The sequence below is a fragment of the Streptomyces hypolithicus genome (assembly GCF_052934925.1).
On record NZ_CM128811.1, the window covers coordinates 5,720,759 to 5,734,426 of the forward strand.

Genomic DNA, 13,668 nt, shown 5'->3' on the forward strand with positions numbered 1-13,668 from the left:
GGACCGCTGCTGTCCGGCGAACGCCTGCGTGACCTCATGGACCGGCTCCGGGGAGAGTAAGGAGTGACGCAGGCAGCCTATCCGTCGCCCCGCACGTCCGGGGCGGCGTCCGGGGCGACGGACTCGTATGGGCCCTCCGTACGCCGGTAGAGTGACGCGCCGTGGCAGCACTACCGTTGAACGAACTTGTCGAGCCCGGCTGGGCGGAAGCCCTGCGCCCCGTCGCCGGACGCGTCGCCGCCATGGGCGACTTCCTGCGTGCGGAGATCGCGGCCGGCCGTACCTATCTGCCCGCAGGACCGAACGTCCTGCGCGCCTTCCAGCAGCCCTTCGACGAGGTACGAGTCCTGATTGTGGGTCAGGATCCCTATCCCACGCCGGGCATGGCGATCGGGCACAGTTTCGCGGTCGCGCCCGACGTACGCACCCTGCCGGGCAGCCTGGAGAACATCTTCCGGGAGCTGCACGCCGACCTCGGGATGCCCAGGCCCTCCAACGGTGACCTGACGCCCTGGACCCGGCAGGGCGTGCTGTTGCTGAACCGGGCGCTCACCACGGCGCCGCGCAAGCCTGCGGCTCACCGGGGCAAGGGCTGGGAGGAAGTGACCGAGCAGGCGATCCGCGCCCTGGCCACGCGCGGGAAGCCCCTGGTGTCGGTGCTGTGGGGGCGTGACGCCCGTAACCTGCGCCCCTTCCTCCACGACTTCCCGGCCATCGAGTCCGCCCACCCCTCGCCCATGTCCGCGGACCGTGGTTTCTTCGGGTCGCGCCCCTTCAGCCGCGCCAACGACCTGCTGGTGCGTCAAGGTGCCCAACCCGTCGACTGGCGACTGCCGTGAAGCGTGTCCAACGACGAGCCGCCAGCCACCTGACGAACTCCCTTGCTGAGCACTGAGACAGACCCGCCGTCAGAGGAGACCAATCCTTCCGGCCCTCCGTGTCGAATGCACTTGTGACACGAGTGCCCAACGCGGCACCGGTGTTCGGCCGGTGTCCGCTCGGAAGGGGATGCATCGTAGTGATAGCTCAGCGCACCGCTCGCCTCACGGCAGTTCTCGCTCTGCCGGCCGCTCTCACGCTTGGCGTGGCCGCACCGTCCTTCGCGCACAACGGTCACGGAGCCGCAGCGAAGTCACCGGACAACAGCGCCTACCAGATCGATCTCCAGCAGCTGAACAACTCCGGCGCCAGTGGCACCGCGCTGGTGAGCGTGGACGGAACCAAGCTGACGGTGAAGATCGAGTCCGAGGGGCTGGTGCCCGGCCAGCCGCACGCCCAGCACATCCACGGCTCCACCGACGGGCACGACTTCCACTGCCCGGATGCGAGCGCCGACAAGGACGGCGACGGCATCGTCAACACGACAGAAGGCCTCCCGGCGTACGGCGACATCAACATCTCGCTCACCACCAAGGGCGACACGTCCAAGGACAGCGGGCTCGCCGTCGACCGGATGCCGGTCGCGGGCAAGGACGGCAAGGTGGCCTACTCGCGGACGATCGAGGTCTCGCAGAAGGTGGCCGACCACATCAAGGACCTGCACATCGTGCAGCACGGCATCGACGCCAACGACGACGGCAAGTACGACTTCGGCAAGGGCAAGAGCGACCTCGATCCGAAGCTGCCCCAGGAAGCCACCGCACCCGCCAACTGCGGCATGGTCAAGGGCGCCGCGGTCGGTTCCATGCCGGTCGGCGGCGTCGAGACCGGTTCCGGCACCACCACGGGCGTCGAGTCGCCCGGCCTCATTGCCGGCGGCGCCGCAGCAGTCCTGGCTGCTGGTGGCCTCTTCCTCGTACGGCGCCGGAGCACTCCCGCCGCCGCACACCGGAACAGCTGACCAACCCGTACGGGCAGGCAGTAAGGACTGGGAGGGGTGAACCGATGAACAATCCGCAACCGCCGCCCGCCCGCCGGGAGCCGAGGGGCCCGCGCCGTCGCGCACTGATGGTGGTGATCCCGGTCCTGCTGCTGTCGGGCGGGCTCTTCCTGGCCGTCGGCGTCGGTCGCCAGGAGCCCGCCCCGCCGGGCGTCTCCGGCCAGAGCACGCCCAAAAACCCCAACGGTGCGGCCGGCAGCGCGGCTTCGCAGCGGCCAGCGGCCCCGCCGGCCGCACCGCGCGAGGACCGGGCCGACGCCCTGCCGGCCTCGAAGCCGGTGCGGGTCAGTGTCCCTTCGCTGAAGGTCTCCTCCACTCTCGAGGAGCTTGGCCTGGACAAGAGCCGCGCGATGCAGACCCCGCGTGACCCGGACAAGGCCGGCTGGTACCGGCCCGGTCCGGCGCCCGGTGCCGAGGGGCCTTCGGTGATCGCCGGGCACGTCACCTGGGACGGTGAGCCCGCCGTGTTCTTCAAGCTCGCCACCCTCCGGGTCGGTGACCGGATCGAGGTCGAGCGCCAGGACGGGCGCACCGCCGAGTTCACGGTGGACAAGGTGGCGCAGTACCCGAAGAACGAATTCCCCACCGTCGAGGTGTACCGCAACCTCGACCACGCCGGGCTGCGCCTGATCACCTGCGGCGGCTCGTACTCCGAGGCGGACAGCCGGTACGCCGACAATGTCATCGTCTACGCCACCCTCACCGGTAGCCGTACCTGACAAAGGAGTTCAGCGGCCGACCGGATCCAGATGGGACCCGTCGTCCTGGCAGACGAGCGCGAGATGCCCACCGTCGTCGAGCGGCGTCGGCACGGTGACGAGCGCTGTCTGCCGGGCCGACGCCGCGTCGAAGACGTACACCTCGCCGTGCCCGCCGCGCGAGACGGCGATCAGTGAGGCACCGGGCGAGGCCGCGACGGCCCGTCGCTGCACACCGTCCCAGGGGGTGCCGCCCCGGCGTGGGGCGCCCGCCATCGGGGGCAGCGGCAGCCGGGCGGTCACCGAAGGCGCCGGCGATCCGGTGGAGATGAGGACCAGTTCGTCGCCCTCCGGATGTACCCGGGCGAAGGCGACATGCCCGGCCGCCACGGCCAGCCGGAAGACCAGGCCGGGGCCGAGATCCAGGCGGCCCCCGAGGCCCGTGTCGAGATGGTGCCACCATGCGTCGTTGCTCCACTCCGGCCAGCGCTCAGAAGCGCCGGGGCCGCCGCGTACGCAGGACCAGAGTGTGCGGCGTCCCGGGTCGAGGCGCAGGTAATAGCCGCGCCCGCCGCTGCGCCGGCCGGCCGCCCAGGGCAGTTTTTCTCCGTACTTGAGGGCCTCGCCGTCGTGGCGGGCTCTGTGCACCCCGGAGCCCGCGGCGGCGAACACCCAGCCCGTCAGAGGGTCGTACGCGTCGCCGTGACCGTCGTCGTCCGGCAGGGTCAGTACGCACGCCGGTTCGGCCGGCGGACATGACGGGCCGGCCGCGATCAGCGCGGTATGCCGGTAGGCGGCCAGCTCACCGGGCTCCCGGTGGCGCAGCACGACCATCGGGTCGTCGGCGGAGCCGCTGAAGGTGACGCCCGGTTCTCCCACGCGGGTGCGCACACGTACCGCCCCGGTGCCGTCTCCCGCCGCCAGGTCCACGACCGTCATCTGATCACTCCAGGCAGACCAGTTGCGGCCGAGACCGGTGGTGATGGCGATACGCCGCCCCGAGGGGTCGGCGGCCAGATGCTCCGCGGGCACGGCCACCGGCACACGCTTCTCGACGACCGGGCGTCCCTGCTCAGGCCCGTAGGGATCGAGAACCAGGAGTTCGCCGGCCCGGTCGTCGACGAAGGCGACGCGGCTCCCGGGCAGGGCGAGGAATCCTGCGTGCTCCGCGAGATGACGCCCGTCGAGTTGTGCGGTCGTACGTCCGTCGAACGGGTCCATTACGCGAATATTTCCGGCTACTTGGTCGGCGACGATCAGTCGCGGTCCGAGAGGCATGGTCGGCCCTCCGGGGGCTGTGCGGGCTGGACAAAAACTCTGATGACAATGATTATCATGTCTGAATCCTGAACATCGAGAAGAACAGAGGCACGTGATGTCACGCGCAGTGAGAACAATCCGGCGGTGGGCGGCGGCCGTCGTCATGGGGGCCGTTCTGGTGGGATGCGGCGGAGCCGGAGAGAGCACGTCCGGCAAGGGCGGTGGGGCCGAGGGCGGTGGGGTCGACGGGGCCGGATCGAAGACCACGGTGGATGTGGAGCCCGTCAAGGCCTCGGCCTCGATCACCGATACCCGGGGCGTCACCATCACCGCCAAGACGCCGCCGAAGCGGGTCGTCTGTCTGGTCGCGCTGTGCGACGACATGCTCGCCGAGCTCGGAATGACGCCGGCCGCCACCAATTCCGCACTTCTCGCCCACCCGAAGTTCCTGGGCGAGAAGCAGGCGGCGAAGATCCCCGTGGTCCCCGGTGGCTTCCTCAGCCCCGAGATCGAGGCGGTCCTCTCGCACAAGTCCGACCTGGTGATCGGCCTGCAGGACACGCACGGCAAGCTCGCTCCCGCTCTCAAGGGTGCGACCACTTTCTGGCCGGTCCAGCCGTCCACGTGGCAGGACAGCGTCGGCTACCTGCGCGACCTGGCGGCGCTGACCGGCCGTACGCAGCAGGCGGAAGCGGCGGAGAAGCGCTTGCGCACCAAGCTCGCGCGGGCGGAGCGGAAGAAGAGCGACAAGACCGCCCTGATCATCTTCGGCAGCGACGAGAACTTCGGAGTCGCCACCCCCAAGAACGACGTGGCCGCCGGGCTCTTCCCGAAGATCTCCTCCTACCCGTGGAAGGGGCGCGGAGTCGAGGGCAGTTACAGCATCGAGGAGATCCTCAGCCGCGACGTCGACGTTCTCTTCGTCGAGACGCTCTCGTTCGGGGCGCCGGACGGGAAGCTCTCCGAGAAGCTGGCCAAGAACCCGCTCTGGGCGCAGATTCCGGCAGTGAAGAACGGCAAGGTCTTCGAAGTCGACTCCGAGGTCTGGGCCAAGGGGCGCGGCACCCGTTCGCTCGGTCTCGTCCTCGACGAGGCGACGGCCGCCCTGCGGTGATACGCCAACTGGTCGGCGCCGCAGCCGTCCTGGCGGTCGCCGCCGGTGTCGCGCTGTGCCTCGGGACACCGTACGTGCCACCGCACCGAATTCCCGCGGCGCTGGGCGCCGACGGCCTCGAGGGTGTGATCCTCACCGAACTCCGGCTTCCGCGGCTGGTGCTCGCACTGGCGGCAGGAGCCTGCCTGGGCGCGGCCGGCCTGGTCCTCCAGGAGTCGCTGCGCAACGCGCTCGCGGTGCCCGAGATGATCGGTGTGTCCTCCGGTGCCGCCCTCGGGGTCGCGGCGCCGCTCGTGCTTTCGCTGTCGGTGCCCGCGGTGGTGGAACCGCTGCTGGCTCTGGGCGGAGCAGTGCTCGGTGGCGTACTCACCCTCCTGGCCGCCGGATTCGGACGCAGCCCGGCTGCCGTCCTCCTGACGGGAGCGGCCGTGTCGGCGGCTCTGCAGGCCGGTCTGCTGGTGCTGATGGTGCTCGCCGACCAGCTCGATCTGCAGCTGATCTACCGCTACCTGCTGGGCAGTCTCACGGCCCGCACCTGGGACGACGTGGCGGGGCTGTGGCCGTGGCTGCTCGTCGCCGCGCCGGCGCTGGTGCTGTGCGCTCCGGTGCTCGGGGTGCTGCGACTCGGAGACGACGACGCACGTGCCATGGGCGTACGGGTCCGCCAGGCCCGTCTCGGGGCTCTGGCCATCGCTGTTGTGCTGATCGCGCCGGTCGTCGCCGTCTGCGGACCGGTCGCCTGGGTGGGATTCCTGGCGCCGCAGCTGGCGCGACGGCTGCGGCCGGAGGCGGACGCGCTCAGCTGGCTGCCCTGGTCGGCGATCTGGGGTGCGCTGATCGTCCTGTGCGCCGACCAGCCGGCCCGACTGGCGCTCGCGCCGGTCGAGACACCGGTGGGCGCGTGGACGGCGCTGCTCGGGGTTCCGGCGGGCGTCGTGCTGCTGAGACTCGGCCGCACTCGTACGGAGCCCGGCGTCGCGGGCGCGTCCTCTCGCGGAGGTGCCCGATGAGCGCCGCGACAGCCGTACGGGAGCGGGCTCCCGAAGGTCCGCGCAGGACGCGCACCCCCCAGGCGCGGGTGAAACTCGCCCTGCTGGTGGCGCTCGTGGCGGCCGTTGCCTGCGCCGGCCTGTTCGCCGGCCGAAGCCCACGCGCAGGTGGCGTATGGGACGTACTGGCCGGAGGCGGTGACCCGACGGCCCGGCACATCGTGCTGCACCTGCGCGTGCCCCGGACACTGGTCGCTCTCGGCGCCGGCGCGAGCCTCGGTCTCGCCGGGCTGCTCCTGCAGTCGGCGCTGCGCAACCCCCTGGCGGGGCCGGAAGTCACGGGGGTCACGCCCGGAGCGGTGCTCGGAGCCGTCACCGCGACCGGCCTCGGCCTGGCCGGAGGGGACTCCCCGGCCGCGGTGGTCGTCGCCGCGTGCGTGGGCGGTTTCGTCGGAGCGGGACTGCTGTGGCTGCTCGCCGGACGCCACCAGGGCGACCCGGAGCAGACGGCTGTGTACGGGGTGCTCGTCTCCGCCGTACTGGCCGGACTCACCGCGATGGTGCTGCTCGTCGCACCGGGGCAACTGGGCAGCGTCGTCCAGTGGCTGATCGGGTCGACCGAGGGGCGGGTGTGGGAGCACTGGGCGCTGCTGTGGCCGTGGGCGCTCGTATGGGCCGTCGGGGCCTGCTCGTTGGCCGCGCCGCTGACGTTGCTGCGCTGTGGCGACGAGCAGGCCACGGCGGCGGGGCTGGCGGTCGGTCGGGCGCGCGCGGCGGCGCTCGTGTGCGCGGTCGCACTGACCGCGGGCGCCGTCTCGGCGGTGGGCGCGCTCGGCTTCGTAGGACTGCTGGTGCCACATTTGGCGCTCGCGGTGTTCGGCGCGGATCTTCGGACCACGCTGCCCGGGGCCGCGCTGATCGGCGCGAGCGTGGTGTGCGGGGCCGATGCGGCTGCGCAGCTGCTCTCCCGGCTGCTGGTGGAGGGGCTGGGAGCCGAACGGCTGACCGTACCGGTAGGAGCGCTGACGACCTGTGTGGGCGCCGGGCTCCTGCTCGTCGTGGCGCGGCGCCACGGATCGCAAGAGCGGTGAGCCGTGCGGCTTTCACCCGGCATTTTGGAGGAACGTTGACCCCTGCACAGATCTCACGGGCGGCAGCGGCGCAGGCGCCGGCCGGCGGCGTCGCGGGCGGCGCCCCTCGGCCCGCGGGCGATGCGATCGTCGTGGACGCGGTCGGCTTCGACTATCCGGGGCGGACGGTCCTCTCGGGCGTCGATCTACGGGTGGCCACCGGTGAGTTGGTGGCCCTCGTCGGACTCAACGGGTGCGGCAAGAGCACCCTGCTGCGACTCGTCGCCGGTTTGCTGCGGCCCTCGGCCGGCAGCGTGCTGGTGGACGGTGACGACCTCGGGCGGCTCTCCCGGCGGGCCACCGCGCGTCGCGTAGCGCTGCTCCATCAGTCCTCGCCCGCCGTACCCGGTATGACGGTACGCCAGCTGGTGAAGCAGGGGCGTTACGCGGCCCGGGGCCCTCTCGGCATGCTCAGGGACGGCGACGACGACGTGTGCGCACGGGCCCTGGCCGATGTCGGGGTGAGCGACTGGTCGGACCGGATGGTCGATTCGCTTTCGGGCGGGGAGCGCCAGCGTGTGCGGCTGGCCATGTCTCTCGCGCAGGACACCCACGTGCTGCTTCTGGACGAACCCACCACCTACCTCGATCTGCGCCACCAGCTGGAGGTGATGCAGACCGTGGTGCGGCTGCGTGAGGAGCGGTCGTTGACGGTGGTGATGGTGTTGCACGACCTCGGTCACGCGGCACGGTTCGCCGACCGCATTGTCGCGCTGCGTTCGGGACGTGTGGCCGCGGACGGTCCGCCCGACCGTGTCGTCACCCGTGAGCTGCTCGCCGAAGTACTCGGTGTCGCGGGGCGGGTGGGCAGGGACCCGCAGGGCGGGTGGCCGGTGTGTTACCCAGATCACCCTCTGCCGACCGAGAAGCTACCGTGGGCCCTATTGCGAAACGATAATCATATTCATTAATGTGGGTGCTGCGGCGCCGAACGGGCGCCGCGGTTCCCCAAGCGAATGGAGACTCCTCAATGGAGCAGAACAAGGTGTTCCGCCCGATCGCCGAGCAGGGTCAGCTGGCCCACCTGTCGGCGACCCACTCCAACGCCCTCGTCGAGAACCCCTTCGACGACGACGCCGCTGACGTCACCACCGACGACAGCAAGTAGGGCCGACCGAGCGGGCCCGCCCACTGGTGGGGCGGGCCCGCTTCCTCTTTCCAGCCTCTCAGCGGCAGCCTCTTACCTCAGGAGTTCCTCAAGTGACCGTGACTGTCAGCCGACTTGCGCCGGGTGTGGAGATCGTGTCCGTGCCGGGCGCGGGTGTCGCGGTGCGTACGCAGAGCGGAGAGTTCCTGCGCGTCGACACGGGTGAGGTGGCGCCCGAAGACCTGATGGCGAGGTTCGACGGCGGGGACGAGGGAAGCCAGGCGCTGGAGGAACTGGTGCGGGTGTTCCGGGAAGCCGGATACGCGGGCGGTGCTGAAGCCCGGCCGCTGGAGGGACGAGCCGTCTTCGTCGTCGGCGAAGAGTCCCTTACGGCGCCCCTGGTGCGCCGCGCCGCCGCCGAAGGCGCCGACGTCAGGCACGTTGATTCCGACGCTGTCGCCGCGCTGGCTCGGCAGGGCGCCGAACTGCCGCACGCAGCAGGGTCGGTCGTGGTCTGGTGCCTCGACTCCCCGGTGCCCGCCGGACTGTGGGACAATGCCGGGAAGCTTGGCTTGATCATCTCGTGTGGCTGTCGGGCTCCGCGGTGGTCGGCGGGGTTGTGTCGAGTGGGATGATTTCGATCCCGTATCCGGTGATTTTTGTGCTGCGGCTGGCCGGCCCGGCGGGTTTCGAGGGGAAGATGGAGCTGGGGCGTTTCACGGTCCGGGGGCAGACCCGCAGGCGTCGCTCGGCCGATCGCAGGTTCGCCAGCAGCGACGTGGTCATCTCGGCGAGGTGGGTGCCGATCCGCGCCGTGGTGCGGATCACGGTGTCCCGGGCGACGGTCAGGGCGACAGTGAAGGAGAGCCGGTCGGCATCGAGCCCGTGGCCGGCGGCGGTGGAACTGATCGTGCGGCGGATCGCCTGGTGGGTGACGAGATACGCCCAGATCTCCTGGTTGACCAGCGCGGGTGTCTTCGATCTCAGGACGGCGCGTGCCCCGCGCTGAGTGATCTTCAAGTCCCGGAATTCGAGCTCGGATTCCCACCGCTGGGAATACAGTGCGGCCAGTTCACCGGCGGGGAAGGCCGCAGGGTCGAGCAAGGTGGTGATGAGCCGGTAGGGCTCATGGCGTCGTGACCCGTCGGCGGCCTCGATGACGACCACCATCTCGATCACCCGGATCCGTACCGACCGGGGCCGCCCCGCCAGGGCTTTCGTGATGTTCTTGTGCGCGTGCCGGGTCGCGAGCCAGGAGCCGTCGGGCAGGACCTCGTCGGGGACCAGCCGCACCGCCGCCGAGATCCGCCACAACAGATCCGCCCCGCCGGCGGCGGCATCGACCCACAGCAGCCAGCCCGGGAATCCCCGGTCGGCCAGGACCAGCATCCCGGGGCGCATCCGGTCCAGCAGGCGCCGTGTCAGGTCCTGCTCACAGACCCGGCGGATGTCGAACGCCACCCCGAGCAGCGCCCGGGTCCCGCACTCGATCAGCGCGACCAGGCGGACCTGGGGGAACGCGGCGATCCGCCGCTGATTGCGGGTCCGGCCGAACACCGCGTTCACCGCGGTGTCGGCGACCTCGAGAAACGTGCCGTCCACCGAGGCCAGCCGAAGCCCCCGCCAGAACACCCCCGGCATCGCGACCGTGCCGACCGGCCCGGCGATCCGCTCGAACAGTAACCGGAACGGCTCCGGGCCCAGCGTGACGCGGCGCTGCCGCAGCGCCGAGGAGGAGACCAGCTGGCCCCGCGCGGCCAGCCGCGCCGTCCCACCGGCCAGCTTCGACAGCACCGACCGGTAGCCGTCTCTCGGGAACAGCGTCAACGCGAGCACGAAGAACACACACGTCACCGCGCAGAGTTTGCCGTCACTACGCCGGTCCCCGCGGCCGGAAGCCGCCAGCACATCCGTGACCATCCGCCGTGTCACAACCTGGCGCAACACACCCAGCTGCCCCGTCTGTCCCGCGCTCGCACGCGACGACCCCTCTATGCCAGACTCCCCAGACAACGAAGCTCCTGTTCCGAACAAGTCGATCGTGGTAGATCGCTCGTTCTACAGGAGCTTCGCTGCATCCAGCGCCCGCACACGAGATGATCAAGCCAAGCTTCCCGGCATTGGACTGTGGGATGCCGCGGACCGTCTGCCGGAGAAGGGCATCGGCTGGCTGCGCTGCCACCGCGAGGGATTTCAGGCCTGGCTCGAACCCCTCGCCGCCGCCCCCGGCGACGTCACCTCCGCGGACGTGCGCCTGCGCCGGCTCGCCGCCACGCCGGCGCACCGTGAACTCGCCGCCTACTGGGAGGGGCGACGTACGCCGGAGACCGCCCGGCCGGGCACCGAGGCGTCCGCCGCCCTGATCGCGGGACTGCTCACCGCAGACCTGATCGCATGGGCCGGTGGAGTGCGGGGCAGCGACTGGGGCGCTCTGCCCGTACGCCGGCGCCTGCGCCGCGTAGACCTGCGTCGGATGACGATCAGCGAGCACCCCGTGCTTCCCGTGCCGGACGTCGCGCCCCTCGGGCCGGCCCGATGAGGAGCAACGCGAGCGAAGTTCGCAGCGTCGCGACGGTCGTGCCGGACGGCGCGACCGACGGGGTCCGGCTCGCGGCGGATCTGTGTCTGCCCGCCGGAAGCGGTCCTTTTTCCTCCGTGCTGATCCGCACGCCGTACGACCGCCGCCGCCACGGCGCCGAGCTGCGCGCCTGGGCTTCCCGGGGTTTCGCCGCCATGGCCCAGGACGTGCGGGGGCGGCATGCGTCGGGCGGGCGCTGGCACCCCTACCGGAGCGAAGAGCGAGACGGTGCGGCGACGGTGCGCTGGATACGCGAACAGCCCTGGTGCACAGGCCAGGTCGTCGCCTGCGGGAGTTCCTACGGGGCGTACTGCGCGCTGACGGCCGCACTGGGAGCGTCGGCCGACGGCCGGCCGGACGCTGTGATCGCCGCCGTGCCCGCCCTCGGCGCCGCGGAGACCGCACGCGAACCAGGGGGCCCGGAACGGCTGCTGGCCCGGGCGGGTTGGTGGGCGGCGCACGGCGACCGTGCGACGTCCGACGAGGCGGCCCTGGACGCTGCTCTCGCCGTGGACCCCCGTCTTCTCGAACACCTTCCCGTGCGCGACTTCCCGCGCCGGCTCGGCCGTGCGCTTCCCTCCTGGTCCGAGCTGTGGAAAGAGACACGTCACGGCGGTATCCCGGCGCGCGGCGCGGCAGCGGACATGCCGTTGCTGGCGGTGGGTGGTGCGCGCGACCCGTTTCGCGACGACACCGTCGAGCTGTGGCGCACCTGGGGCGGCCCCTCCCGGCTGCTGATCGGGCCGTGGGGACACGCCCTGACCGCGTCACCGGGGCCGGAGGCCCGGCCGGCACACCGGTTGAACCTGGGCGCGCTCTACGTCGACTGGGCACGGGCCGCGATCACCGGCGGGCTCGCCGACGGCCGGCGCGGTGTGGCCGCACTGGGAGGCAGCGGCCGGTGGGCCGGTGTGACGGACAACGGTATGACGGACAACGCTGTGAGGGACAACCCCGCTCCGACGTGGTATCGCTTCGGCACCGAACTGCGGCCGATCAGCGGGACGAGCTTCGAGGCAGACCCCGAACTCCCCCTACGGTCGGACCACCTGAACGTACCTACGAACGGCCGTGGCGACGCCAGGGACCGCCCTGCCGACCGGTGTCTGCTGATCACGCCGCCGCTGCCCAGACCGCTCGACCTCATCGGTCAGGCGGAAGCCCGGCTGACGGCCGTGGCGGACACACCCTGCGCCGACTGGGTGGTGCGCGTCGTCGTGCTCGATCCGGGAGGCCGCGCGGACCTCCTGGGGACCGGCATCGTACGGCGCACAGGCCGCAGGGGTGAGCCAGCCCGCATTTCGGTGCCGCTCGGTCACATGTCCCGGCGCCTGGCCGCCGGAGACCGCCTGCGCCTCGAAGTCGGCGGACATCACTTCCCCGCGCACGCCCGAAACCCTCACTCCGGCGAAGATCCGGTCACCGCGACTCGCCTGCTCCCCTCCCGCCGGTCCGTAACGCTCGACGGCAGCGCGCTGGCACTGCCGGTCGTCCCGGCCGTGCACCGAGCCCCACGAGTCAACCCCGCACAGGAGATATGCCGTTGACCAGCCACATCGATGACGTCGGCCTCTCCCTCGACGAGCTCGTGGACCCTGTCTGTGGGCTGATCCGAGGCGTGGAACCGGTTGAGCATCCCGCCGGTGCGCCGCCGCGCTACACCGCCATGACGGCCGAGGTCGCCGATGCCCGGCGCTTCGGCGCCTGGCCCGCTGACCGTGTCGCACTGGGTACGACGTTCGGTGACCCGGCAGGTGCGCGCATCGCCGCCATAGCCGAGGCCGTCGAGCGGTACTGCGGCAACCGGCTGCCGCCGCCCGGACACGCCGAGGCCCCCCGGCGCGCGACGGCTGACGAACTTCGCCACGAGGGACGACGGCTGTACGGGCCCGGCGATGTTCCCGCGTACGCCCCATGGCAGTACGAGCGCCCCGGGTTCCCGTACCGGCCGTTCCACGCGGACACACCCGCGCTGTGGACGCGCGGCAATGAGGGCGCCGAGGAATGCTGGGCGCCGGTCGCCCTCACCCATCTCAACTGGCGTCAGGGGGTGTTGCGCACCCTGCCGCGCACGCACCACCTGAACTACGCGGGCATCGCGACCGGGCAGGGTTTCGACGACGCCGTGGAGCGCGGGCTGCTGGAAATCGTCGAACGGGACGCGCTGGAGCTGTGGTGGCACCTCGACGGGCCCACCCGAGGCATCGACCCGGCCAGCGTGCCCGGGCTGACGGCCGACCTCGACGGCTGCGGCCTGGACATCTGGATCGTCGAGATGCCCTCGGAGTTCGCCCCCTGCATGGCCGCACTCGCCTACGATCCCCAGCGCCGGATCTACGCCGCCGGCTTCGCCTGCCGGTACGACCCGGCCGAAGCGGCCCGCAAAGCCGTACTGGAAGCCGTACACACGTGGGTCTTCACCCAGGGCGCGGTCGAACCCGACGGCTGGGTCTTCCGGGCCGTCGAGGCGGGCATGTTCGCTCCGGGGCTGTACCTGAAGCATCGGGCCGACCGCCGCTACCTGGACGACTGCGGCACCGACTTTCGCGCAGTACGTGACCTCGGCGCGCATGTGCAGGTGTGGCTCGACGACCGGGTCACCCCACTGGCCTCACGCTTCGCCGACCCTGCGCACGGAGTCGTGGGTATCGGGCAGGTGGCGCCCGGCAGCCGGCATACCCTGGACCGCCGGCTCGCGGCCGGCGGGCACCGCGTCATCACCTTCGATCTGACGACCGAGGACGTGTCGGCCACCCCGCTCAGGGTGGCGCGGGTGCTGGTTTCGGGACTCGTACCCAACGCCCCTGCGGCCTTCGGGTACTTCGGCAGTCCGCGATTCGCCGAGGCTGCGTGGTCCAGAGGATGGCGCTCGAGTCCGCCGCGACTGCCGCAGGACTTCACACTCACTCCGCCGCCGCACATGTGAGGGGGAG

At 71.3% G+C, this 13,668-nt stretch carries 13 protein-coding genes and 1 pseudogene; 11 read left to right on the forward strand and 3 right to left on the reverse strand.

The genetic code is table 11. The annotated features are described in order from the left end of the window. The first annotated feature begins 161 nt into the window (after window positions 1-161). From ACU6WZ_RS26990 to ACU6WZ_RS27000, 3 genes are all read left to right on the forward strand, one after another. Window positions 162-839, forward strand: a complete 678-nt coding sequence (locus ACU6WZ_RS26990) for a uracil-DNA glycosylase (protein ID WP_447030785.1) — start codon at window positions 162-164, stop codon at window positions 837-839. Between the two features lie 179 nt (window positions 840-1,018). After that, window positions 1,019-1,840: a GVDTG sorting domain-containing protein gene (locus ACU6WZ_RS26995; RefSeq protein WP_447030786.1), complete on the forward strand. Its 822-nt coding sequence runs from the start codon at window positions 1,019-1,021 to the stop codon at window positions 1,838-1,840. Window positions 1,841-1,884: 44 nt separating this feature from the next. Continuing rightward, on the forward strand, window positions 1,885-2,598 hold the full coding sequence (locus tag ACU6WZ_RS27000) for a class F sortase (RefSeq protein ID WP_447030787.1): 714 nt from the start codon (window positions 1,885-1,887) through the stop codon (window positions 2,596-2,598). Window positions 2,599-2,607: 9 nt separating this feature from the next. On the opposite strand, the gene ACU6WZ_RS27005 is transcribed toward ACU6WZ_RS27000, so the two are convergent. After that, window positions 2,608-3,855 carry a YncE family protein gene (locus tag ACU6WZ_RS27005; RefSeq protein WP_447030788.1) on the reverse strand — a complete coding sequence of 416 codons (1,248 nt, stop codon included), beginning with the start codon at window positions 3,853-3,855 and terminating at the stop codon, window positions 2,608-2,610. 97 nt (window positions 3,856-3,952) lie between these two features. Here ACU6WZ_RS27005 and ACU6WZ_RS27010 point away from each other — a divergent pair, with 97 nt between their 5' ends. The 5 genes from ACU6WZ_RS27010 to amiA all read left to right on the forward strand — a co-directional run bounded on the left by ACU6WZ_RS27010 (window position 3,953) and on the right by amiA (window position 8,178). Further along, on the forward strand, window positions 3,953-4,951 hold the full coding sequence (locus tag ACU6WZ_RS27010) for an ABC transporter substrate-binding protein (RefSeq protein ID WP_447030789.1): 999 nt from the start codon (window positions 3,953-3,955) through the stop codon (window positions 4,949-4,951). Further along, window positions 4,948-5,961 (forward strand): FecCD family ABC transporter permease, encoded by a 1,014-nt coding sequence (locus tag ACU6WZ_RS27015; protein WP_447030790.1) that lies wholly within the window; start codon window positions 4,948-4,950, stop codon window positions 5,959-5,961. The genes ACU6WZ_RS27010 and ACU6WZ_RS27015 overlap by 4 nt, the downstream gene beginning before the upstream one ends. After that, window positions 5,958-7,031, forward strand: a complete 1,074-nt coding sequence (locus ACU6WZ_RS27020) for a FecCD family ABC transporter permease (protein WP_447030791.1) — start codon at window positions 5,958-5,960, stop codon at window positions 7,029-7,031. The genes ACU6WZ_RS27015 and ACU6WZ_RS27020 overlap by 4 nt, the downstream gene beginning before the upstream one ends. 125 nt (window positions 7,032-7,156) lie before the next feature. Continuing rightward, window positions 7,157-7,981 carry an ABC transporter ATP-binding protein gene (locus ACU6WZ_RS27025; RefSeq protein WP_447034274.1) on the forward strand — a complete coding sequence of 275 codons (825 nt, stop codon included), beginning with the start codon at window positions 7,157-7,159 and terminating at the stop codon, window positions 7,979-7,981. Window positions 7,982-8,040: 59 nt separating this feature from the next. Further along, window positions 8,041-8,178, forward strand: coding sequence for a streptamidine family RiPP (gene amiA, locus ACU6WZ_RS27030; RefSeq protein ID WP_447030792.1), 138 nt, complete (start codon window positions 8,041-8,043; stop codon window positions 8,176-8,178). A 77-nt stretch (window positions 8,179-8,255) separates the two neighbouring features. On the opposite strand, the gene ACU6WZ_RS27035 is transcribed toward amiA, so the two are convergent. Both ACU6WZ_RS27035 and ACU6WZ_RS27040 read right to left on the reverse strand, forming a co-directional pair. Then, a complete protein-coding gene (locus ACU6WZ_RS27035; RefSeq protein WP_447030793.1) occupies window positions 8,256-8,597 on the reverse strand; it encodes a hypothetical protein in 342 nt (113 codons plus the stop codon). A gap of 136 nt (window positions 8,598-8,733) precedes the next feature. Next, window positions 8,734-10,077 carry an IS4 family transposase gene (locus tag ACU6WZ_RS27040; RefSeq protein ID WP_447028847.1) on the reverse strand — a complete coding sequence of 448 codons (1,344 nt, stop codon included), beginning with the start codon at window positions 10,075-10,077 and terminating at the stop codon, window positions 8,734-8,736. 202 nt (window positions 10,078-10,279) lie between these two features. On the opposite strand from ACU6WZ_RS27040, the pseudogene ACU6WZ_RS27045 reads away from it, so the two are divergent. From ACU6WZ_RS27045 to ACU6WZ_RS27055, 3 genes and pseudogenes are all read left to right on the forward strand, one after another. Continuing rightward, window positions 10,280-10,696 (forward strand): annotated as a pseudogene (locus ACU6WZ_RS27045) (hypothetical protein); the annotation flags it as partial. Continuing rightward, on the forward strand, window positions 10,693-12,282 hold the full coding sequence (locus ACU6WZ_RS27050; protein WP_447030794.1) for a CocE/NonD family hydrolase: 1,590 nt from the start codon (window positions 10,693-10,695) through the stop codon (window positions 12,280-12,282). The pseudogene ACU6WZ_RS27045 and the gene ACU6WZ_RS27050, both read left to right, overlap by 4 nt. Further along, window positions 12,273-13,661, forward strand: coding sequence for a YcaO-like family protein (locus tag ACU6WZ_RS27055; RefSeq protein ID WP_447030795.1), 1,389 nt, complete (start codon window positions 12,273-12,275; stop codon window positions 13,659-13,661). Before ACU6WZ_RS27050 ends, ACU6WZ_RS27055 begins: the two co-directional genes overlap by 10 nt. Window positions 13,662-13,668: the final 7 nt, after the last annotated feature.

Bases quoted from the DNA above. Each gene is read 5' to 3' on its own strand.
- ACU6WZ_RS27000 (WP_447030787.1), top strand. From the start codon at position 1,885: ATGAACAATCCGCAACCGCCGCCCGCCCGCCGGGAGCCGAGGGGCCCG.
- ACU6WZ_RS27005 (WP_447030788.1), bottom strand. From the start codon at position 3,855: ATGCCTCTCGGACCGCGACTGATCGTCGCCGACCAAGTAGCCGGAAAT.
- ACU6WZ_RS27010 (WP_447030789.1), top strand. From the start codon at position 3,953: ATGTCACGCGCAGTGAGAACAATCCGGCGGTGGGCGGCGGCCGTCGTC.
- ACU6WZ_RS27020 (WP_447030791.1), top strand. From the start codon at position 5,958: ATGAGCGCCGCGACAGCCGTACGGGAGCGGGCTCCCGAAGGTCCGCGC.
- amiA (WP_447030792.1), top strand. From the start codon at position 8,041: ATGGAGCAGAACAAGGTGTTCCGCCCGATCGCCGAGCAGGGTCAGCTG.
- ACU6WZ_RS27040 (WP_447028847.1), bottom strand. From the start codon at position 10,077: ATGGTCACGGATGTGCTGGCGGCTTCCGGCCGCGGGGACCGGCGTAGT.
- ACU6WZ_RS27050 (WP_447030794.1), top strand. From the start codon at position 10,693: ATGAGGAGCAACGCGAGCGAAGTTCGCAGCGTCGCGACGGTCGTGCCG.
- ACU6WZ_RS27055 (WP_447030795.1), top strand. From the start codon at position 12,273: ATGCCGTTGACCAGCCACATCGATGACGTCGGCCTCTCCCTCGACGAG.